At 39.1% G+C, this 21,419-nt stretch carries 14 protein-coding genes; 13 read left to right on the top strand and 1 reads right to left on the bottom strand.

Going from position 1 to position 21,419, the window contains the following annotated elements; translation table 11 throughout:
* Window positions 1–41 precede the first annotated feature (41 nt).
* The 9 genes from AC0YNS_RS18745 to AC0YNS_RS18705 all read left to right on the top strand — a co-directional run bounded on the left by AC0YNS_RS18745 (window position 42) and on the right by AC0YNS_RS18705 (window position 12,751).
* Window positions 42–359, top strand: a complete 318-nt coding sequence (locus AC0YNS_RS18745; protein WP_475782510.1) for a hypothetical protein — start codon at window positions 42–44, stop codon at window positions 357–359.
* A 10-nt stretch (window positions 360–369) separates the two neighbouring features.
* On the top strand, window positions 370–1,035 hold the full coding sequence (locus tag AC0YNS_RS18740; protein WP_475782509.1) for a DUF6946 family protein: 666 nt from the start codon (window positions 370–372) through the stop codon (window positions 1,033–1,035).
* A gap of 400 nt (window positions 1,036–1,435) precedes the next feature.
* Window positions 1,436–3,943 carry a GTPase gene (locus AC0YNS_RS18735; RefSeq protein WP_475782508.1) on the top strand — a complete coding sequence of 836 codons (2,508 nt, stop codon included), beginning with the start codon at window positions 1,436–1,438 and terminating at the stop codon, window positions 3,941–3,943.
* Window positions 3,940–5,703, top strand: a complete 1,764-nt coding sequence (locus AC0YNS_RS18730; RefSeq protein ID WP_475782507.1) for a GTPase — start codon at window positions 3,940–3,942, stop codon at window positions 5,701–5,703. The genes AC0YNS_RS18735 and AC0YNS_RS18730 overlap by 4 nt, the downstream gene beginning before the upstream one ends.
* 567 nt (window positions 5,704–6,270) lie before the next feature.
* Window positions 6,271–7,341 (top strand): DNA cytosine methyltransferase, encoded by a 1,071-nt coding sequence (locus AC0YNS_RS18725; RefSeq protein WP_475782506.1) that lies wholly within the window; start codon window positions 6,271–6,273, stop codon window positions 7,339–7,341.
* 1 nt (window position 7,342) lies between these two features.
* Window positions 7,343–9,277 (top strand): hypothetical protein, encoded by a 1,935-nt coding sequence (locus AC0YNS_RS18720; RefSeq protein WP_475782505.1) that lies wholly within the window; start codon window positions 7,343–7,345, stop codon window positions 9,275–9,277.
* Window positions 9,267–10,118 carry a hypothetical protein gene (locus AC0YNS_RS18715; protein WP_475782504.1) on the top strand — a complete coding sequence of 284 codons (852 nt, stop codon included), beginning with the start codon at window positions 9,267–9,269 and terminating at the stop codon, window positions 10,116–10,118. Before AC0YNS_RS18720 ends, AC0YNS_RS18715 begins: the two co-directional genes overlap by 11 nt.
* A gap of 5 nt (window positions 10,119–10,123) precedes the next feature.
* Complete coding sequence (locus AC0YNS_RS18710; RefSeq protein WP_475782503.1) at window positions 10,124–10,870, top strand: DUF6339 family protein; 747 nt, start codon at window positions 10,124–10,126, stop codon at window positions 10,868–10,870.
* Between the two features lie 147 nt (window positions 10,871–11,017).
* Entirely contained in the window at window positions 11,018–12,751 is a 1,734-nt protein-coding gene (locus AC0YNS_RS18705) for a DNA cytosine methyltransferase (RefSeq protein WP_475782502.1), read from the top strand.
* Window positions 12,752–12,764: 13 nt separating this feature from the next.
* Here the strand turns inward: AC0YNS_RS18705 and AC0YNS_RS18700 are convergent, their stop codons facing one another.
* Window positions 12,765–13,418, bottom strand: coding sequence for an HhH-GPD family protein (locus tag AC0YNS_RS18700; RefSeq protein ID WP_475782501.1), 654 nt, complete (start codon window positions 13,416–13,418; stop codon window positions 12,765–12,767).
* 183 nt (window positions 13,419–13,601) lie between these two features.
* Between AC0YNS_RS18700 and AC0YNS_RS18695 the strand changes: the two genes are divergently transcribed.
* The 4 genes from AC0YNS_RS18695 to AC0YNS_RS18680 are packed head-to-tail and all read left to right on the top strand — an operon-like array spanning window position 13,602 to window position 20,927.
* Window positions 13,602–15,092 (top strand): ATP-binding protein, encoded by a 1,491-nt coding sequence (locus AC0YNS_RS18695; protein ID WP_475782500.1) that lies wholly within the window; start codon window positions 13,602–13,604, stop codon window positions 15,090–15,092.
* Window positions 15,092–17,842: a Z1 domain-containing protein gene (locus AC0YNS_RS18690; protein WP_475782499.1), complete on the top strand. Its 2,751-nt coding sequence runs from the start codon at window positions 15,092–15,094 to the stop codon at window positions 17,840–17,842. The genes AC0YNS_RS18695 and AC0YNS_RS18690 overlap by 1 nt, the downstream gene beginning before the upstream one ends.
* 1 nt (window position 17,843) lies before the next feature.
* Window positions 17,844–18,869 (top strand): PD-(D/E)XK motif protein, encoded by a 1,026-nt coding sequence (locus AC0YNS_RS18685; RefSeq protein WP_475782498.1) that lies wholly within the window; start codon window positions 17,844–17,846, stop codon window positions 18,867–18,869.
* A gap of 3 nt (window positions 18,870–18,872) precedes the next feature.
* Window positions 18,873–20,927 carry an AIPR family protein gene (locus tag AC0YNS_RS18680; protein ID WP_475782497.1) on the top strand — a complete coding sequence of 685 codons (2,055 nt, stop codon included), beginning with the start codon at window positions 18,873–18,875 and terminating at the stop codon, window positions 20,925–20,927.
* Window positions 20,928–21,419 lie beyond the last annotated feature (492 nt).

Genomic DNA, 21,419 nt, shown 5'->3' with positions numbered 1-21,419 from the left:
GAAAGTTATCACAGAAAATCATATCGAGAGGTGGTGTTAGTATGAGTGATATTCTTAAGGAGTTTCACAAGGATATGATCAATATCTATCATATAGCAAAAAAAGAAACTGGGTACAATGCAACCCGATTTCTACAAATGCTTATTTCACCTGACCATTCGTTACAAACTGCAAAGAAGTTTGTTCTTTCAAGTCATTCTAGTAGTGGATTTACTGAGTTATGGACAAGAAAGCGGCTTGATCTAACCGTAGAGAAGCTTGTAGCCTACACGCCAAAGTACGCTCATCTCTTTACAGATGAGGAACTATCGGAAGCCCGTAAGAGGCTGAAGGATTCTGGATATGTAGAAGAAAATTAAGGAGGGTGTCATGAAAACATTTTGCGCTCTAACTGGTAATCTTGATGATTGGAGGCGATTACTCGCAGATCCAGAGAAGCAGTGGAAGAAAGGTTTCTCAGCCTTTGAGCTTGCGAATTCTTGGACGCAATCTGATGGCCTTCCAAATAAGGTTCAGACTATATTTAATGATACCGAATTTAGTACCATGAGAATCCTCTACGCGTTCCCTGAATACCAGGTTTATTTGGATAATAAAAAGGCTCCTTCGCAAAATGACCTCTTTATTCTAGGGAAGGCAAATCAAGACCTGGTTGTCATAATGGTTGAAGGAAAGGTTAATGAACCCTTTGGTGAAAAGGTAAAGGACTGGATATATGAAGCAAGTGAAGGTAAACTGCAACGACTAAAGTTTCTAATAAATACATTAGAAATTCCTATCTCATTGTCATTAGACAACATTCGATATCAACTGTTGCACCGGACGGCATCAGCAATATTGGAGGCTAAGAAACTAAATGCTAAGAAGGCAATAGTGCTCGTTCATTCCTTCAGCGACACTTCTGCTTGGTTTGATGATTACTGTGCATTCGTCAAGCTGTTTAATTGTAATGGACAAATAGATCAACTCATTCATCCAGTTCTTGTGAATGAAGTGGACCTTTCTTTTGGTTGGGTTAATGATGCATGCAGCTAGATCTTCCAAGCGTCTACAATATCAGATACCTCCTAGTTTTTGGTGGTATCTTTATTTTTATCTACTATGATTATAGGACATTCGCATCTGTTAAATAATCACGAGTAACAATTCCAATGAACTATAATTTGAGGAATAAATATAATTTTGTGATTATTTAGGATGGAAAACAGAGAGGTTTTTGTAATAATTTGACGAATATTTAGTGTGCAGATTTTGGGAGTGGCTTACTTAGAGAGAAAGAATACCTACAAACGTATGTTCCATGGCAGTGTGCTGTCACCAATATATTGTAATGTGTTCTTATAAAACTTCTAACTGTTGGAATGGATTTGCTTGTGTCTTAGCTAGAAAGATGGATTAGTATTATCACTATAGCTAATAAGGAGAGTACAACAAGATGAATCATGATGTTTTTGAGTATTTGGCTAATATTATTATTTCGGATGGGCAGATCGACGACCGGGAGCTCCAACTCCTCGATATGTTTATGACAGAAGCGGTTGCGACAGAGGATGCGTACAAACGAGTTCAGGCTGTCTATGTTGATCAAGAGGGCAGAAGGACGCTGGTCCAACTGCTGGATTCAATTCGCGGTCAATATGATGAAAAGTCCAGAATAGACATTATTGGCATGGGTGTAACAATTGCGTTGGTTGACGATTATCTAGATCCATCTGAGGAACAGGTTCTCAAGCTCAGTGTGAAAGAGTTGGGCGTGTCTATTGCAGACTATGAGAAACTGAAGCAGGATACACAGACAAAGCTTTCGACTGAAAATGCTGTAGTGCAGCCGGAAGAACAAGGCGAGAAGCTGCATCCCTTTTTCTATTCCAAAATGGCGGATAGTATGCTTAAGCTGGCCTCGCGTTTAGCAGGACGTGGTACACGTGAACGAATACAGGATTTCCAGACCAAACTGCTGCTCAGTGGGCCTGAATATACGAGTGCGATTGAGGTGTGCGGTAAGATTGCTGAAAGCGACTATCGTTATGTGCAACCTATTTTGGAACAATCGGAGCAAGCTTTGCAGATACTGCTGGAGAATGTGCAGAACACTGTTAAGCATATGAAACAAAATAAAGACGAAGAGCTCGACGTAAAAGGGAGTATGGAGGCGCTGCAGCAAGCGATTCAACATAAGTTACAGCCTCTGATTACTTTTCAGAAGCAGTCCCTTCTAAAGAAGAAACGTGCCATGCATTCATTTACAATCTCGTTTCTCGGCAAGACGAAAGCAGGCAAGAGTACCTTGCATGCAATTGTGACGGGGGAAGGTGCAGATGCTATTGGAAAAGGCAAACAGAGAACAACTCGATTCAATCGTGTTTACAATTGGAAAAACATTAGGATTATCGATACTCCAGGGATAGGTGCCCCAGGTGGTAAAAGCGACGAAGAAATTGCCGAATCGATTATTGATGAGTCCGATATGATTTGTTATGTGCTTAAGAATGACAGTGTCCAAGAGAGCGAATTTAAATTCCTCGGAACGGTTCGAGAGAAGAACAAACCATTTGTAATTTTGCTTAACCTTAAAGAAAACCTCCTCCATGAAGTTCGTTTTAACGAGTTTCTGCAAGATCCAGAACTGATGTATGATCGGACGGATGAGAGATCTATTAAAGGTCATATCGAACGTATTAGAAGATATGCCGCACAGCACTACAAGAAGGAACTTTTTGAAATTATTCCCGTCCAACTGCTTGCCGCACAGATGTCACGTATGGATACGTATGAGCAGCATGCAGATATCTTGTTTAAGGCTAGTCATGTTGGCAAATTCCTCGACTCACTCAGGCTGGCAATTATAGATGACGGTGTTATTCGCAGATCACAAACGATATTGGACGGCACGTATTTTACAATTGAGACGACGCGTAAGGCTGTTCATGAACAATTACAGGACCTCTTAGTAATTATGAACAAGTTGAAAAGCACTCAGACCAATAGTAAGAAAATGACTAGCCGGAACTATGAGAAATATGGAAGACTCATACAGCAACATATTTCTGCTCAATTTTCCAAATTGCGCGAGCAGGTGGCCACCTTCGCAAACGAGTATTATGATGAGAATCAAGATACAATTCAGGAAGCTTGGGCCGAACGGGTCCGCTCAATTGGCTTTGAGCAAATGATTCGAAGTGGAATGGAAAGTCAAATCAACGGGTATATGGGGGATATTGAAAATTATCTCCATGAGGTTGTTGAGGATTTGGCCATTTCGGAGGAAATGCTGCGTGCAAAAGGAATGGATATCCGGACATCCAGCACATTTAGCTCTCGGAATATGCTTCGCTTTCTATCAGCCGGCGGAGGGATATTAGGAGTAGGGCTTGCCATATTCTTGGCTTCTAATCCTATTGGCTGGATAATTGGGGGGATTGCCGGCTTGCTGGGATTAGTATCCGGTCTCTTTAAATCAAGGGAGACAAAGATCAGAGAAGCAATTCAGAAATTAGAGTCATCGCTCACATCTTCTATCGCAGATCAGGAGGAAGAGCTGATGAACAATGCTGACCGGCATTTCAATGAAATACATATGAAAGTGTCAGGATTATTGGATACTTATTTCAAAGATATGGTCCAGATCTGTACGGGAATGCATATGCAGATCAATGAAGTTCAAGATGGGCTTGAAGTGAGTGCCAACCGATTAAGTCGGGCATTGGGTTGGCGGATACTTAATTTTGCTAAAAAGTCCAAAACAATACCGATTGAAATAAACGATACTCTTATTGCCGGTACAGTTTCTGGTGTCAAACGCGAATTTGGACAAAGTATCACCATTTATACAAGAGAACGGATCTCGGAGCAACGTCGTCAGGCTGTCAGCGAAAAAATACAGGAAACTATTATTTTATCTCCGATTCCTAAACAACTTACACAAAAGGGGCAAGCAGGATGACAGTAAATAATCATACTTTCCGCTTAGGGGCCATAAGCGAACAATTTACTCAATTATCTATGGAAGCAGCAGCAGTTTTGAGCCAGCAGTCTGAAGTGTTTTCGACAATCGCGGATCAAATCGAAACAATTTTGCAGGAATTGAATAACCGTTCTGTTTTAAAGCTGGCCTTCATAGGACAGTACAGTTCAGGTAAATCCTCTATTATATCAGCTTTAACTGGTAATCGGCATATTAAAATTGATGCTGACATTGCCACTGATCAAGCTGCGGAATATCAATGGAATGGCATTACGGTAACTGATACTCCAGGGCTATACACAGATCGGGCAGATCACGATACCGTAACCTACGAAGCGATTCGCGCATCTGATTTGCTGGTATTCGTCATTACGAGCGACCTGTTTGATGATATTATTCTCAATAATTTCATTAAGCTTGCCTATCACGACAGCTTCCGTCATAAGATGAACCTCGTCGTGAACAAGATGTCTATGGAACCCGGTGATTATGAAGAGTTGAAGGGAAATTACCTTGAAACACTTGGGCATTCTTTGCGTCCATATGACATTAAGGACTTTAACATCTCTTTTATTGATGCTGCAGATTATTTAGAAGGTGTTAGCCATAATAAGCCAGCATATAAGTCAATGTCCCATTTTGATGAATTTATTCTTCAACTTAATGAGTTTGTCGAGATGAAGGGATTGCTAGGCAAGATGGATACTCCATTTCGTCTTGTAATGTCCGAGCTTGATAAAGCACTCATTGAGGCTTCTGGGAATTCCGATAACAAAGTATTCTATATGTTACTTGATCGAATTGAGGTCCGAGTAAAGAAAAGTATCCGACATATTGAAGTCCAGCTATCGTGGATCACCGGAGAGCTCCGGGCCAACATTGTTGGGTTAGGCAGCGGGCTTTCCGCTAAGGTAGGGCAGCCTGACGTGGATTTTGACGGAGAGACTAAGCAAATTGAAGCTTCTATCCAGCGTCTGGTGGAAGAGGCTAGCAACCGGTTCGAGCAATTACTGCAGGAGGAGCAAGAGCGTTTAAATGCAGAAATAAAAGACATATTCCAAAGCGATCTTGGCGTAGCTTTTATGTACCAAATTCAGCATGCAGCTGATCTAAACATCTCCAATGTCAATTTCGGTAATTTAAGCGCAATGCAGGAGAGCTTTAAATCAATGGCTTCGATCGTGAATAAAGTGAGCGGAGGCATCTTAGACTTAACAATGAAAGGAGCTTCTACCCAGGCTGGATTCTTCTTCAGTTCCACCGCGGCAGCTGGGACAAATTTGCACAAAGGCATCTATAATATTGGCAAGTTCTTCGGACACAGCTTTAAGCCGTGGCAGGCAGTCAATTTGGCTGCTAAACTAGGCAATATTATGAAAGCATTAGGACCGATTTTATCCATCGCGACTATTATTCTGGATATGGTTCAAATGAGTAAAGAGAACATAAACTTCCAGAAAGTGATGGCGGCGAAGCAGACATGTATGAGCGATTTTATCGAGCTAGCGGAATCGCTTGAGACTGAATTTAAGCGACAGTTCGAGCTGTACAAGAATGACTTCTACTTCGATGTACTCGATGAAATCTCAGAACGTCGGAATGAAGCGATTAGCCAGCATCAAGCTAATTCGGATTTTGAGAAGAAGCTATTGGCATTTCGTAATGAGTTCCAGGAGCTGCTGTCAGGTATCCATGATGAATCATTTGCTAAAGTAGGGCTTGAGCCGTATGTCTTATAAGTTGTGTTCGCCGACCACTCGAATTTGTGCCATGTGTATGCATTGGAATGGGTATCAAGGTGGACAGGAAGTAAAGCCGAGGGTTGGCATGATGCGAGTCTGGGAATATAATCCCAATGAGCAGCAGGTTTGTATCCAAAAGCATTTCTTGATGAAGGGCTGGAACAGCTGTACCAAGTGGAAATCAAGATATTCCTAATTGTACGCATTTATCCCCCGTATTACCAAAGTCTATGTAATCATAGGCTTAGAGACTTTAATTAACTTAACTAATAGCCTCAACCATTGGTTGAGGTTGTTAAACGTTGTATGTAATTACTTTTCCTCTGTGATAAAAAAACACAAACATTCGTTCCCTGGCATACTGTTGTCAAACCTAGATGGTTAAATAGTATTAGATCTTTAGGCAAGTGCAATCATTTATGCTTGAGCAAGAAATAAAAATGTATATGGGGAAAATAGTAATAGCCTTTTTTGTCGGATTATAGAGGAATTTGTGCCCTTGAAGAAGAACAATAATAGGTTGCACATTTAATCTATAAGTAACTTGAGAAAAAGGTGAAAGTATTGTCATACAACATCAAGGATTCCACACATAAGTATAAAGTTGCAAGTCTATTCGCGGGCATCGGGGGATTTTGCAGAGGGTTTAAACGAGAAGGGTTTCAAGTCGTTTGGGCGAATGAGATCGATACTCATGCGTGCCAGTCATACAGATACAATTACCCAGAAGTGGAATTGTATGAAAAATCGATTGAAGAACTCTCAGTTAGTGCGGATAACCTTGCACAAGTAGATATTTTAACAGCAGGTTTCCCATGCCAATCGTTTTCACAGGCAGGGAATAAATTGGGATTCGATGATGCTCGAGGGAGATTGTTCTTTCAAATTATAAGGTTACTGAAAGAGTTTGGCTCGGAGAGACCCAAAATGGTTGTTTTAGAAAATGTACGAAATCTACTTAGTCATGATAATGGTAACACAATTTCCATTATTAGAGAGGAATTAAGATCCGCGGGGTACTTATTTAGTGTTAATTTGCTTAAGGGCGGCGAACTATCTAAACAGAACCCTAATGCTAGGGTTCTTAATACAAATTTGCATACAGATATACCTCAGAATAGAGAACGATTATACATGGTTGCTTTTAGAAACGACATTTTTAAAAAGAATACATTCCAGTTCCCTGTTGAAGCAACGGTGCGACGAGAACTTGTAAGTTTTTTTGACCTGAATCAGCCAGTCGAGCCTGAGCTCTATTTCGATAAAGAAAGTAAGTATGGGCAGTTGTTTGTACAAGAGATGGAAAAGGCAAAGAAAGAAGGCAGACATAATTCCATCTATCTTCTTAGAAGGGCCTATGTTAGAGAAAATAAATCGGATTGCTCGTTTACACTCACTGCCAATATGGGAGCGGGTGGACATAATGTTCCTGTTATAGAGGATGATTGGGGGATAAGGAAACTTACGCCTCGTGAGTGCCTTCGTCTACAAGGATTTGATGACGAATTTACATTTCCAGAAGGAATGGGAAGGTCACATCAATACAAACAAATAGGCAATGCAGTGACTGTAGATTTAGTTCAGAAAATTGCAATCGAATGTAAAAATCAACTGAATATGATTGAGGGGTCATAACATGATTGGTTGGAAATTTCCGCATAATAATTATGGTCAAGTTACAGGGTTAAATGACGCTGGTATTGAAACTTTCAAAGGTAACCCATGGGACTCACTAGCGAGGGAGATAAATCAGAACTCATGTGATGCTAAGGGTAGTGATGCATCACGTCCTGTAGAAGTTCATTTTACGTTGGAATATCTAGATTCAAACTTATTTCCTGGTAAGGAGCAGTTTATCCAATCATTGAAATCTTGTCTTGCCTACTGGTCTGACAATTCGAAGACCTCGAACTTCTTCAACCAGGCGTTTTCTATTATGAACCAAGAAAAAATTCCGTTTTTAAAAATTAGCGATTTCAATACCACTGGACTAACCGGATCACTGGAAGATAACAAGGGTGGTTGGCATAACTTAATTAAATCGGTTGGATCATCTAACAAAAGCTCGCAGTCAGGTGGATCTTTTGGGATTGGAAAACACGCTCCGTTTGCATGTTCTGATCTAAGGACCGTTTTTTATGGCACTTATGATAATGAGGGAGTTTTTGCATTCCAAGGCGTTTCTAAGCTTGTAACACATTTGGACATTACTGATGAACCGACTCAAGGTACCGGTTACTTCGGTCAAGAGTCTCGCAATAAACCAATTTATGAGCAGGATGAAATAGATTGTGCTTTCAGAAGAGATAAAACGGGGACAGATATTTTTGTAGCTGGTTTTCACGCAGAAGAAGGTTGGGAAACAAAGGTCATTAAGTCTGTACTCGAGAACTTTTTTGTTTCTATTCTAGAGCAGAAACTGGTCGTGAAAGTGGGGACTACAACAATTAATTCTGCTACTCTCTCTGATCTATTAGAGATGTATATGAAAGATGATACGGAATCATATTCTTATCAGTATCATGAAGCTTTCACATTATCGAATAGAGCGCACTTTTATGATGAGAACTTTCTTGGTATGGGACGGATCGATCTTTTTGTTCTTCCTGGTAAAGACTTATCTAAACGAGTAGCTATGGTGCGATCAACCGGAATGAAAATTTATGATAAAGGGAACTTTCGCACTCCTTTCAAATTTGCAGGTGTACTACAAGCTAAAGGGGAATCGTTAAATGCGTTCCTAAGACAGATCGAGCCCCCTACTCATACTGCCTGGGAACCGGAACGTTATGAAGATCCAGATTATGCAAAGGGGATCATTAAAAAACTATATTCATGGATTAATGACAAAGTAAAGTCCATTGTAATTAACATGGAGACTGAAGAACTGGATGTAGAGGGAATGAGTGATCATTTGCCTGATATGCTAGAGAATAATTCTGGCATGCAGCAAACACCTAATGCGGGTAAGGCTCGATCATTTGATAAATCGGAGACAAAAGATATCGAAATAGAATTTGTCAGAAGGCCGATGGCGGCTGCAGTATACGCTGGCGCTATGGAGCAAGCTGCAGGGCAGGATTCCGTTGATAAAGATGCGGGTTCAAACGAGGAAAATGACACTGATGACATGGATGAAGATTCTAACGATCAAGAACCAAATAATGATGACAGTAAGGACGATGGAGATTCAACAGATACTGATTCGCCAGACTCTGGAACAAATGAAAGTAGCAATAAGCCTGTGGATCAGTCCTCCAAAAGACGACCGCTTAAATTGAACCATTCAAGAGTGTTTTGTATCGATCCTAAAGCAGGACAATATAAAGTTACAGTTCAGGTTGACGATAATAGACTAGGTTACTTAGGGATCAAGATCGTTGGTGAGGTTGGTGGAGAACCAGCTTCAATTCGTTCGGCAGTTCTTGAAGGGCTGGATGAGTCCATTCATGTCCGCAACGATGGCAAAATAGGTCCGATTAGCTTTCTAAAAGATAACAAATGCAGCGTTATCATTACATTAGATGAGCCGCTGCGGTGCGCGCTGGAGGTTTCCATACATGCAAATTAATTATCGGCAATTCCCTCATCCTGTATTGTCCTTTTTTTCTGATGACGTAGTTGACGTAGATTTCCAGACATCATTAAAAACTCAAAAAACTCGGAATACCTATATCTTTGAGGTTACTTGTTTCACAAGTAGTGATGATCTTAATCAGCTTATCTTAGATCAAAAAGCAAGATTCGCTTTCCATTTTGAATGTTCGAGTACCAGGTACCGTAAAATGTTTACTTCATTTGATCATGCTTTTTCCTTCGAAATACAAGCAGATGATCTAGAGGGGAAGGTGCAAATTTGCGCCTTCGTTCTCGCAGCAGAAGGAATGGAGAACTACAGGATAGCAGAATTCCATGAAGATTATAACGGACATACCTTCTTAATTAAAAAAGGCGACGTATTAGCTATTGATTCCGAGCGAACATTCTACGCAGATAAAGATGTAGATCCGCTTCAGCGTATTCCTTCCATTTTCTCAGTTGTACCGAATCATGGAGAAGATTCACAACCGCTTGATTATGAATGCTCGGGGAATAAAATTGTTATCAAATTAAATGCTGATAACTTCGAACGTTACAAGTATTTATCTGTAAGTCAGAGTTTGCGGCCGCTGCTGGCATCATTAATTACATTACCCATACTTGTTTCTATCCTTGAAATGATGAGAACTGTTGAAGATGCATTCGAATATGAGGACTGCAGGTGGTATCAAGTAATACAGCAAAGACTCAGAGGTATGAATATTGACTTATTAAATTCAAGTGATTCGGTTGTCGTAATTGGACAGAAATTAATTGGAGACCCAGTTACCGCTGCTCTGGTAGCTCTTGAAAATGTGGAAGAGGAGGGTTAAGCAATATGGATTTGAAATACTTGGATACAGCTATTTTAGATGAGATAAAGGTTAACATTCAGCCCAATCTTGATAAATATAAATTAGATGAGGAGTGGCTAGGATCCCTTTTTGAAGGTCAAGAATGGGCAAGGAAAACTAGGTTCCGGATGCATGATGTGGACCTGCTCCTTCCGCAAAGTTCAACCATGCACTTCGATTATGAAAATACTAAACGTATTTATACTGCTATGAAGAATTTGACAATTACCCAAGCAACAGATGAGCGCTTGTGGACCTATTTAACTCATGTTGTATTTTGGGCTTATATGAGGAAGCGTTGGCCGGTAGAGACTTATATGGAGAAGGAAAAAAGTAATCCTGCTGATATAATACAAGAGCGATATTTTTTCATGGCAAATAGAGACAGAGCATTAATTCGAAATGGAATTGCTAGACTTTGGTGGTACGGATACGTCTCTTACGATGAAAGTCGAGAAAATCCATTTGAATTGACTAAAATGCTGCTCTCGAAGCTGGATATTACGCAAAGTATTTTAGAGAGAAGTTTTTCTAGGAATCCAGTAATAACTAAAGCTATTTTGAGTTCTCTTGTTAGTTTGGAGAAAACGGAAAACCGAACCCCTAGTCGAGAACAGTTCCGTTCACTCATGATGTATATAAATCATCTAGGCGGAGTAACAATACTGGATTCTTATGAACAAGTTGAACTTGAAGATATGATATCATTTAAGTTGGCTAAACTTGCTTAGAATAGATAGAAGGCCGCACAATAATGTTGTGCGGTTTTTTACTTTAAAAGCTTTTGAAAATACATGGTAATATTTTAAGTTGAAAATGCTAATATGGAATGATATTCTTTTAGAGTGAATAAGAACATTAGTTCTGAAGGCGGGGTAATGAGTTTGAGTAAACTAAACGTTGTTGACTTGTTTTCCGGGGCTGGCGGACTAAGCAGTGGTTTTTTGCAAACTGGTAAGTTTAAAATTGTTGCTGCTATAGAGAATAATAAATGGGCCAGCTCAACATATCAATTAAATCACCCGGGTACTATGATGTATGGTGATATTAATGAGTTTCTTAAGTCTGAAATAGATGGACTATTAGGATCACTTAAAACTCAAGACAAGAAAGTGGATATTGTCATTGGCGGGCCTCCGTGCCAAGGTTTCTCTAATGCGAACCGGCAGAAGAGTGAGCTAATTTCCACTAATAATCAATTGGTCAAAGCATATGTTAATGTCATTGAAAAACTAAACCCAGATGCGTTCCTAATGGAAAATGTAAAAACTTTAAAATCAGATAAACATAAATTTTATGCCGAAATAGACGATGAGACAAGCTTCGCTGATCTAGGAATTACTCTAAAACCCGAGGTCATTGTATTAGGAGAAGCGATTCCTTGGGGGCAACAGCTGGTTGAGAGTGTGAATCATTTTGGTGCAAAGGGCTTCATGATTCATGATAAAACTTTCCTATCCAAAATCTCACATATGTTAAGGAAAGAGAAAGAATTTGAAAAGTATCTAAAGCTTGACAAAGATCCATTCATTAATTATGTGCGAAATCGTTGGGACACGCTTCACAACGGATTTTGGGATGACAACTCGGCATATAAGCAACTTTGGAACGAAATTCGTTGCCAGGTTGAAGAATATTGGATATCACCCGATAATTTTAATCTAACTAAGTTGTATAACGATCTTAAAATTATCAGCGAATCACAAAAAGTACTGCAGAAGTTAAATGAGATTCAAGAGAAGAAGATTCATTCCGATGACTTTAGGTGTGATGGTGATAATATAGTCATTACTCTAGAAACTTACAATGTTTTGGATTATTTGCAGGCAAGATTTAGGAAGCTAAAATATAAGTTTAATACTAATCCTGATAATTTAATACTAAATGCATCTGATTTCGGAGCACCACAAAATAGAGAGCGATTATGTATTCTTGGAATTAAAGAGGAATATGCAGGGAATGCAGAAATTCAGCTTCCAGAACGTGTCAGTGGATTGGAGAAGTACAAAGTTTATAACGCGATTAGTGATCTAGAGGCTTATTCTCCGAAGACCGACATCCAGAACAATGATCCAGTGGAGAAGTTAGTAATGGATTTTTCAAATCCTCTTCAGAAGTATCTAAATGCCGATGAACCAAAAATTCACAATCACATTATGACAGATTCAACCGTTGATGCTATTAAAAGATTCGAGGTCTTAAATGAAGGGGATAACTTTCATAATTTGAGTGACTCTCTGAAGGCTTCATATACAAATCCTAATAGAACCCAAAATACGGTTTATTTACGATTGAAATATGATAGTCAATCAGGTACTGTCCTTAACGTACGTAAGTCCATGTGGATACATCCTACGAAGGATCGGGCAATTAGTATTCGTGAGGCAGCTAGGCTTCAAACTTTTCAAGATAAATTTAAGTTTGTTGGGCCGAAGGATTCTCAGTATCAACAAATTGGAAATGCGGTACCGCCTCTGTTAGGCAGAGCTCTAGCAGAAAGAATGCTGGAATACCTCAATGTAGAACTAGAAGAAGAAAATAAATTGGTTAACGTAATTACAAACCAAACTCTGAACTTAGCAAAAAAAGAAGCTGCTCCATCGCGTATATAAGCTGAAACCCTTACTAATCGGTAAGGGTTTTTTGGTATTCACAGCTGCTTGCCAATGGGCAAATCGAGCATACCGGATTATGTGATGTACATATTAATCCTGCAAAATCTAATATCGCCAGATTTGCATTTCTGTAATTCAACTCTAATGTAAAATGCGATGCTATAGCTTGAAATAGTTTTTTATCTGTACGAGGTCGTGCTGCTGTTGAGTTGAGAGCGAAATACCTGGTGAACAATCGAATGACATTTGTATCTACAGGAACAGTTTTTTCTCCATAGCCATAACAAAGCACCGCTTTTGCAATGTAATCACCGACACCAGGAAGCGCAATTAATGACTTATAGGTGTTAGGTAAATTACCTTCATGTTCATTCTCTACGATGTTAGCTATTGTTATAAGGCGACTCGCTCTATATATTAAACCTATAGGTTCGATAAGTGATACAAGTTCATCTTGATTAGCCTGTGAAAGTTCAGTGAAACTAGGATATTGTTTAAGTATCTTATAATAAACCGCTTCTACTTTTCGTACATGAGTTTGCTGCAGAAGGATTTCAGCAATTATGATGTGATAAACCTCATTAGTTATCCGCCAAGGGTAAGATCGCGCATTGGTCTTAAACCACTCTAATAACTTTCCCCAAAATTCCTTTTGGATATTCAAATAGCTTCAACCTCCTCACTCTTACTCAAGGTAGTAACAAGCTCGAATTACCATTTGTTTAAAATTTGGATATTATTGTATTTAATGTTCTTTGTTATACATTACACATTTACAATAATCGGAACGCTCTGTTATGCTTAAGTGGGTATATGTAACTATCTCTGGAAGAGGATGGAATGTTGAATGGCTCACGATAGTTCAAACGAACTTCATGAAATTGTAACGCCTGATGCTTCACCTGTAATTCAATCATTACGTGCTATTGGTTATTCTCTTGAAACAGCGATAGCTGACATTATCGATAATAGTCTGGACGCAAAGGCAACGCAGATATCCATTCAGATGCAATGGGGAGAAGAGCGGAGTTATATTCGAATTGAGGATAATGGTAGAGGGATGTCCGAAGAAGAGTTAACTAATGCCATGAGACTTGGATCCAAAAACCCACTTGATAAACGTGGAGCTAAAGAGCTAGGCCGATTTGGTATGGGCTTAAAGACAGCTTCTTTTTCATTAGGACAGCGACTCACAGTTATGACTAGAAGAGAAAGTAACGTGCACATTCGTTGTTGGGATTTAGAAGTTGTTCAACAAAATAATGAGTGGCAATTACGGAAACATGCATACTCTGATTCTTTAGAGTTTTTAGGTAGTATCGGGAACTCCTCCGGTACGATAGTACTAATAGAAAAGTTAGATAGAGTCGTTCTGGCACCATATACGAACAATAAAGAAAAGAAGTTCTTTCGGCAAATTAACTCTTTAGAGAGACATCTGAACATGGTATTCCAGCGGTTTCTAGAGGGGAATGGCCGTGTACGGATGACACTTAATAATAACGAATTGGTGCCTTGGGATCCCTTCTGCACAAAGTTGCAGCATACTTATGAAATGAGTAAGGAGCAAATGTATATTGATGGAAAGTTAATATCCATTGAAGGCTTTATTCTTCCTCATCATAGTAAGATGTCCAAAGATCAGCATAAAGATGCAGGTGGACCCTATGGTTGGTACGACCAACAAGGATTTTATATCTATCGAAATAAACGTCTATTAACGGTAAGCAGCTGGTTTTCCTTATTTCCCAAGGAGGAGGCTGCAAAGTTAGCTCGAATAAGGGTTGATATTGAGCAAGATTCAGATTTTGACTGGCAAATCGATGTTAAGAAATCAGTGGCAAGGCCACCTCAGGAATCAATTGAAACTTTAAAACGCTGGGCAGAAAAGGCAAGAGAATTGTCGCAGAAAGTGTACTACCATAGAGGTGTTCCACAGAAGCAGATTAGTGGATCAAAGGGGCGCACTGATATTGACTTGCTTTGGAATCAGTCGACAAGAAATCAAAGATCCTTTTTTATGATATACAAAGAGAATCCACTTTTACAAAGTATAAAGGAAAAGATTGATGGAGAAGTTGTTGAGCAGTTGGATAGCTACCTGCAGCTTCTTCAAGAGTTCTGCCCAATCAATACTTTGGTATATACACCGCAATCTGATACCTCTGCTCATCTCACTGTTGATGAGTCTGACAAAATTCAGATGCATAATATTGTTAAGATATACAAACAAATGAAAGTACCTATAAAAGATATTGTCAATTCACTAAAGGCAATGCCTTCGTTTGCTAAATATCCAGAAGAATTATTAGAAGCTAGTTTAAAGGAGGAAATATAGTGAGTGTTTTAGAATTTGAGGATCTTAAACAAGCCATTTTACCTATATTAAAACCTAAACTGGCAAATGCAAAGGAAGAGCAGGATCAAGTCATTGAATCTGTCGTAGGGCAATTTCAAACAATGATGGGCCTTTCTGCTGAAATGAAAGAGCGCTTGGTAGAAGATTTGAGAACAAGTTTTAATACAACCGTTTCAATACCAGCCATTTTACGTGGAAAGAATGGGCACCAACCTTGGCTTGATAATGAAGTGAAAAATGAAACAAACTGGAGACAGTGGAATCGCTATAAGTTTTACCTTAGAACTAAGAAGAAATGGTCTGAATCGACTATCGATTCATTGGATTCAACTTCTGATGAAATTCTTGGTCTATTGGATGATCCTCGTAAACAAGGTGAGCAATTTGAGCGGAAAGGCCTTGTTATGGGTTATGTTCAGTCTGGTAAAACAGCCAATTTCACTGCTGTTATCAATAAAGCTTTTGATGTTGGATATAAAGTCGTAATCGTCTTGGGGGGGTTGCATAATAACCTTAGAAGTCAAACTCAAGTTCGACTTGACGAAGAAGTTATCGGCTTCTCCATGAAAACGAAGCAAACAAGTGATTATAGGGTTGGAGTGGGACTTATGGAAGGCTACCAATTCCACGACCCTATCATTTCATTGACTAACTCGGATAATAATGGTGACTTTACGATTCAGAAAGCAACTACTATGTTTAAGCCTCCTATTCTGCTGGTTGTCAAAAAGAATAAGACGGTATTAACTAACCTATTAAATTATCTTCAGAAAAAGAGTCACTATGCTGTGCCGAGAGAAGGCCTGGATCATAAAGTTGTTCCGGATCTACCGCTCCTCATTATTGATGATGAGGCGGATCAGGCGACTGTAAACACTTCAGAAATTTATGATGATGATGACAAAATCAATCCAGAATTTGACCCATCAACAATTAATGGGCTTATACGTAAAATTTTCAATACTTTCGATCAAAGGGCATATGTAGGCTATACGGCAACTCCATTTGCAAATATGCTTATCGATCGTGATTCTTCTTCAGCTGCTCATGGTCAGGATTTGTTTCCACGAGATTTTATTGTTGCACTTCCTAAACCTAACAACTATGCAGGACCGGCTGAATACTTCTCCTTGAATGATGATGCCGACAATCAACAGGGGAGTTTAGTTCGACAAATCGTACAAGAGAAGGAATTTATTCCTGAGAATCATAAGAAGGATCATTTTCCTGGTCCTTTGCCAACAGACTTAATTAAAAGTATTTATGCTTTTTTGATTGCGACGGCAGTTAGAAGATTAAGAGGCCAAGGAAATAAACACAGCTCCATGCTAGTACACGTTACTAGATTTACTGACGTTCAAAAAAAGGTCTATCACAAAATTAAAGATTATATGACGAATATAAAAGATGCGGTTCGGTACGGTGGTACTGCAACGAGTCACGATGAAGCAATGATGGATTTATATAATACTGACTTTGTAGTTACATCTGCTGCTCGAAATGATAGTGGTGATATGTTTACATGGATCCAAGTGAGAGAAGAGATCGTACATGTGCTTGAAAAGTTGAAGGTGAAAGAGATTAATGGAAAAAGTAGTGACGCATTAGATTATGAAGAACATAAGGAAGGACTTTATGTACTTGCTGTTGGTGGCGATAAGTTATCTCGTGGCCTGACATTAGACGGTCTTACTGTAAGCTATTATCTGCGGACTAGTAAAGTTTATGATACGTTAATGCAGATGGGCAGATGGTTTGGTTACCGAGAAGGCTACTTTGATTTATGCCGCATCTATACAACGGAAGAGCTCGCAAACTGGTTTTATCACATCGCGATCGCAACGGAAGAGCTTCGCGGACAGTTGGAAGAGATGTCTGAATTCGGATATTCTCCAGAAGAGTACGTTCTAGAGATAGGTGCGCATCCAGATCTTCAAGTTACAAGCCCTGATAAAATGCGATCTGCACGTGAGGTTAGTGTGTCTTATAGTTCGAGTTTGGTTCAGACAACAGTATTTGATAATAACAAAGCGTTTTTTGCGAAGAACTTTGCAGCAGCTGAACATTTAATTGAGGATATTGGGACCCAAAACCAAAATTCAACATCCAAGGAGCATTATCGTTGGGATGATGTAAAGCCAGCTCATATTTTGAACTTCCTTGAGGAATATCAGACCCCGTCCAATCTTACTAGAGTGGATACGAGTAGTATCAAGGATTACATTATCAAATGTAACCAAGATAATGAGTTGATTAATTGGACTGTGATTCTTATTAATGCTGGTGATGGTGAAAGGAAGATAGCTAATTTATCAATAAACAACGGCGTAAAACGTAAAGGTGAGGTTGAACACTACTCGAAAAACTCACAATCGATTAGTATACGTATTTTAACATCTGAGGGTCATGAATTTTTAGACTTTGATGATAATCAGCATAAAGAGCTGGAGTTAATTAAGCAAGCAGGTGAAGAGACAAAAGAGCGGAAACATAAAGCCAACCTCCAGGCGAAAATTAGAGGATTGAGGAGTGCACAGAAGGGGCTTCTTCTTCTCTATCCAATAGCTGACGATAAGGTTGAAGAAACAATTATGGGAAAAGCAAAACGCGATCTTGCTCTTACAGATAAAGAAATGGCTATTGGTTTTGCTATTTCATTCCCGAAGAGCAAAGTATCTCGTCACCAACGTAGTATGATTGTAAATAAATCTATTCATGGTGGAGAGTAAAATGTACGATATACGAGCTCTATTATCAGATTTAGATTGCGATATGACTGTCAATAGATCTAGTTATACAGCAGATAATAAAATGATTGTCAGAGAGCTGCGCAATGGTCATAAGGAAATATTCTTCTTAGCCATAGAGCCAGAAGAAGAAAGACGCATTCTTATCATTCCTATATTTCAGCAGCATGGTAATGTAAGTTTGAAGTACCTACCTATATGTAGAGGCACGAAAGTTGCTAAAGTCCATTTTGACAAAATTGGACCTCTATCGAATCAAAATTGTATTACCCTGACTCAATCAAATAATGATAATGCTACATTCGAAGCATTTATTAGCAATCTTTTAGAAGATTTATGGCTGAGTAAGTCACAAGAGATTTTTGGCTCACTTCATAAAACATTCCAAAGATGGAGTGATTTCTTCAGTAATATTGGAGTTGATGGGTTGTCTCCAGAACAACGCCGTGGATTGCTTGGGGAAGTCCATGTGCTAAGAGGTCTATTGCAGCAAGGAGTAAATCCTGGGATTGTTACTAATTGGCGAGGTCCTTATAAGGAGCATGTCGATTTTCGTTTTGATGGATTGGGGATTGAGGTAAAGACTACTCTCTCCTACAACCCACTAAAGGTGACAATTTCCAGTGAGGAGCAGCTAACAGGTGATGAAGTAGATAACCTGATTCTTTGTGTGCTATCACTCAAACCTTCTAAAAATAACGGAGAGTCTTTATCTCATATTATTGAAGAGATCAAAATACTATTAAGCGGCTGGCCTTCGTACTTGAAAGTATTTCAAGATGCTCTGTTCCAAGTAGGGTATCTTGAAAATCAATCGGAGAGTTATCAGGCAGAAAAATATAGAGTTCTTGAGAAAAAGTATTATACTGTCAATCATGATTTTCCAAGAGTGTCTATTGGTGAACTGCCAAAAGGTATAACCAATGTTCGTTACGATATTATTCTAGATGGGCTTCAAGATCACATTGTCCAGGATACGAAAATTATTGATATGATTCAGGAGTTGTAAACAATGGATCTTCAAGAATTCGCGCAAGATTTCTTTCAGCAGATACTAGACGAGTTAAACAGTTATCACGGCAACGCTGAAGCTGTGTTTGTAGAAAAAATGTGTATGCACCTTGAGGAAAACGGTGTGGTGGAGAATGTCCATCCAAGCTTCTGGCAAAAATCTGGACAGGGTATTAAAGTTAATGCTTATACGTTCGACGAGGAAGCTTGTAAGTTACATCTGTTTGTTGCCGTGCATGAGATGCCGTATGACAAGGTAAGGTCGGTTAGCCGAGCAGATGTAGAACGTGCTGTTAAAAAGGCTGTTAAGTTTTATGAGCAATGTGCATCCGGAAAACTCAAGCCTTTTATTGATGAGTCTAGTGCTGAAGCTTATGACTTAGCCCATTTAATAGAGACCTTTGCAAATCAGATAAAGCATGTGGAAATAATAATGCTCACTAATTGTGTATATAAATCAAATGACGCAGTAAGCGTGACTATTGATGAGGTTGACGAAGCTAACGTTCAAGTGTGGGATATTGAACGGCTTTACCAACTCATTAATGAAATGCAGGATACGGAGTCCTTTAATCTTAACTTTGGTAGTGATTTCGGAGAAACGTTCGAACTAATGAAAGTACCTAGTAGCGATAATAACGATTGCGATTTTGAAGTTTATATCGGATATATACCCGGAATTATTCTTGCAAAAACATATGAAAAATTTGGTCAGAGATTAATCGAGCGCAACGTTAGATCATTCCTTCAGACAAAAGGCTCGGTTAATAAGGGAATTAAAGAAACACTTGAAAAAGAAAAGGAACGGTTTATAGCTTACAACAATGGAATTTCAACAACGGCCGAAGATGCTGTTCTTGAGCAAACTAACAATTATTCCAACCTTTATCGTGTTCAGTCCTTGACTGGTTGGCAGATTGTAAATGGTGGCCAAACAACAGCCTCATTACATCACGCATGGCAAGCAGGTATAGACATTAGCGGTGTGCATATTCAGGCGAAGCTCACATTGCTTAAAACAACTGAAGAACAACGTGTAGATACACTTATTGCCCGCATCTCTAAGTATGCGAATACACAAAATAAAATCTCTTTCTCGGATTTAGGTGCAAACGACTCGTTGCATATTCAACTCGAACAGTTATCTAGAAATATTTGGGCACCGGCACCTGGTGGAGTGAAATCTGATAAAAAGTGGTATTATGAACGCGCACGCGGGCAGTACGCTGTAGATTTAAATCGACAAGGGACCCGCTCAGCTAAAGAGAAGTTTAAGCTGCAGCATCCAAAACAGCAGGTTATATCAAAAACACAGCTAGCAAAATACTTTATGGCATGGCATCAGGTTCCCCATACCGTATCGAAGGGAAATGAAGCTAACTTTACTGATTTCATGCAGCTCTTGGCTAAGAGAAAGCAGCAAATTGATGCTGAGTTCTTTAAAATGGCGATCGCAAAAGCGATATTCTTTACAGCTGTTGATGATATTGTCAAGAAAATGGAGCTTCCTGGGTACAAGGCGAATGTTGTTGCTTATACAGTTGCCATGATTTCATACGCTACTGAGAAGTATTTCTCTCTTACAGATGTATGGGACAATCAGAAGATTAGCCCAATAATGGGTGAGATGATTCGGAAAACAGCTGATATAACATGGAATTTTATCTCTAATCCATCTTCTCAAGGAACGAATATTAGTCAGTGGTGTAAAAAAGAAGCTTGTTGGAATGAATTTAAGGATAAATATGCTGTAGAAGTGAGATCACTTACACAAAGTATGTATCAAACGACGGCTGTTAAAGAGTCGATTGTAGCTGAAACGAAACCAAGTTATACATCTGATTCTTTAAGTGGTATTTCAGAGTTGATTGCTCTCTTGGAAGAAGCATCACTTGAATTCATAGATAAGAGATCAAGTGGCGGCTGCCTATGGGTTGTTGATACCCTAGAGTGTAACAAAATCATTAAGGAACTAACTAAGCTGGGGTACGGCTTTGCATTTAGTTCTAATGGAAGTAAAGCAACAAAGAATAGAGCTGCGTGGTTTATAAAGTAATCCTTATTACATGGATACCTCGGAGGAATGCAATGTGGCTCTTCTTTCAAAAAGTAATCTTAGAAAAACAATAAAATAAAGGCAGAAATTCATAAGCCTGTAAAGGGAACTTATATCACTTTTAGTGAAGATGGGAAAAAGTATTTACAAATTGACACTTATGGTACGGTCGATAGAGAACGACCGGAGAAGACAAGCCAGTCATTACAGTTGGATGAAGAGACTCTTGGGTTTCTTCTTAGTTTAATTAAGGAATGATACTTCATTTATTTAGAAGTGAGCTGTTGTTGGAGTTAAAATTTATTAAGATAAAGCGTATGTAATGTGCATACGCTTTTTGTATTAGGTAAAGTCTGATGCATTAAAAGCACGGGGGTTCATAATTTATGAATTGGATGTCTCGTGCTATCACTCTCCCCCACTTAATAACCAATCAATAGTTGCTCTTTACCATTAGGAAAGAAGCTAAATTAGGTTTTTCCAGGAGGAGAG

This window comes from Paenibacillus sp. J22FR21, from assembly GCF_056269135.1.
Note: the sequence above shows the minus strand (reverse complement) of the source record. Positions and strands in the feature narration are given on the sequence as shown.

Coding starts and splice junctions, on each gene's coding strand:
- AC0YNS_RS18735 (WP_475782508.1), top strand. CDS start 1,436: ATGAATCATGATGTTTTTGAGTATTTGGCTAATATTATTATTTCGGAT.
- AC0YNS_RS18720 (WP_475782505.1), top strand. CDS start 7,343: ATGATTGGTTGGAAATTTCCGCATAATAATTATGGTCAAGTTACAGGG.
- AC0YNS_RS18745 (WP_475782510.1), top strand. CDS start 42: ATGAGTGATATTCTTAAGGAGTTTCACAAGGATATGATCAATATCTAT.
- AC0YNS_RS18695 (WP_475782500.1), top strand. CDS start 13,602: ATGGCTCACGATAGTTCAAACGAACTTCATGAAATTGTAACGCCTGAT.
- AC0YNS_RS18730 (WP_475782507.1), top strand. CDS start 3,940: ATGACAGTAAATAATCATACTTTCCGCTTAGGGGCCATAAGCGAACAA.
- AC0YNS_RS18740 (WP_475782509.1), top strand. CDS start 370: ATGAAAACATTTTGCGCTCTAACTGGTAATCTTGATGATTGGAGGCGA.
- AC0YNS_RS18715 (WP_475782504.1), top strand. CDS start 9,267: ATGCAAATTAATTATCGGCAATTCCCTCATCCTGTATTGTCCTTTTTT.
- AC0YNS_RS18680 (WP_475782497.1), top strand. CDS start 18,873: ATGGATCTTCAAGAATTCGCGCAAGATTTCTTTCAGCAGATACTAGAC.
- AC0YNS_RS18705 (WP_475782502.1), top strand. CDS start 11,018: ATGAGTTTGAGTAAACTAAACGTTGTTGACTTGTTTTCCGGGGCTGGC.
- AC0YNS_RS18710 (WP_475782503.1), top strand. CDS start 10,124: ATGGATTTGAAATACTTGGATACAGCTATTTTAGATGAGATAAAGGTT.
- AC0YNS_RS18685 (WP_475782498.1), top strand. CDS start 17,844: ATGTACGATATACGAGCTCTATTATCAGATTTAGATTGCGATATGACT.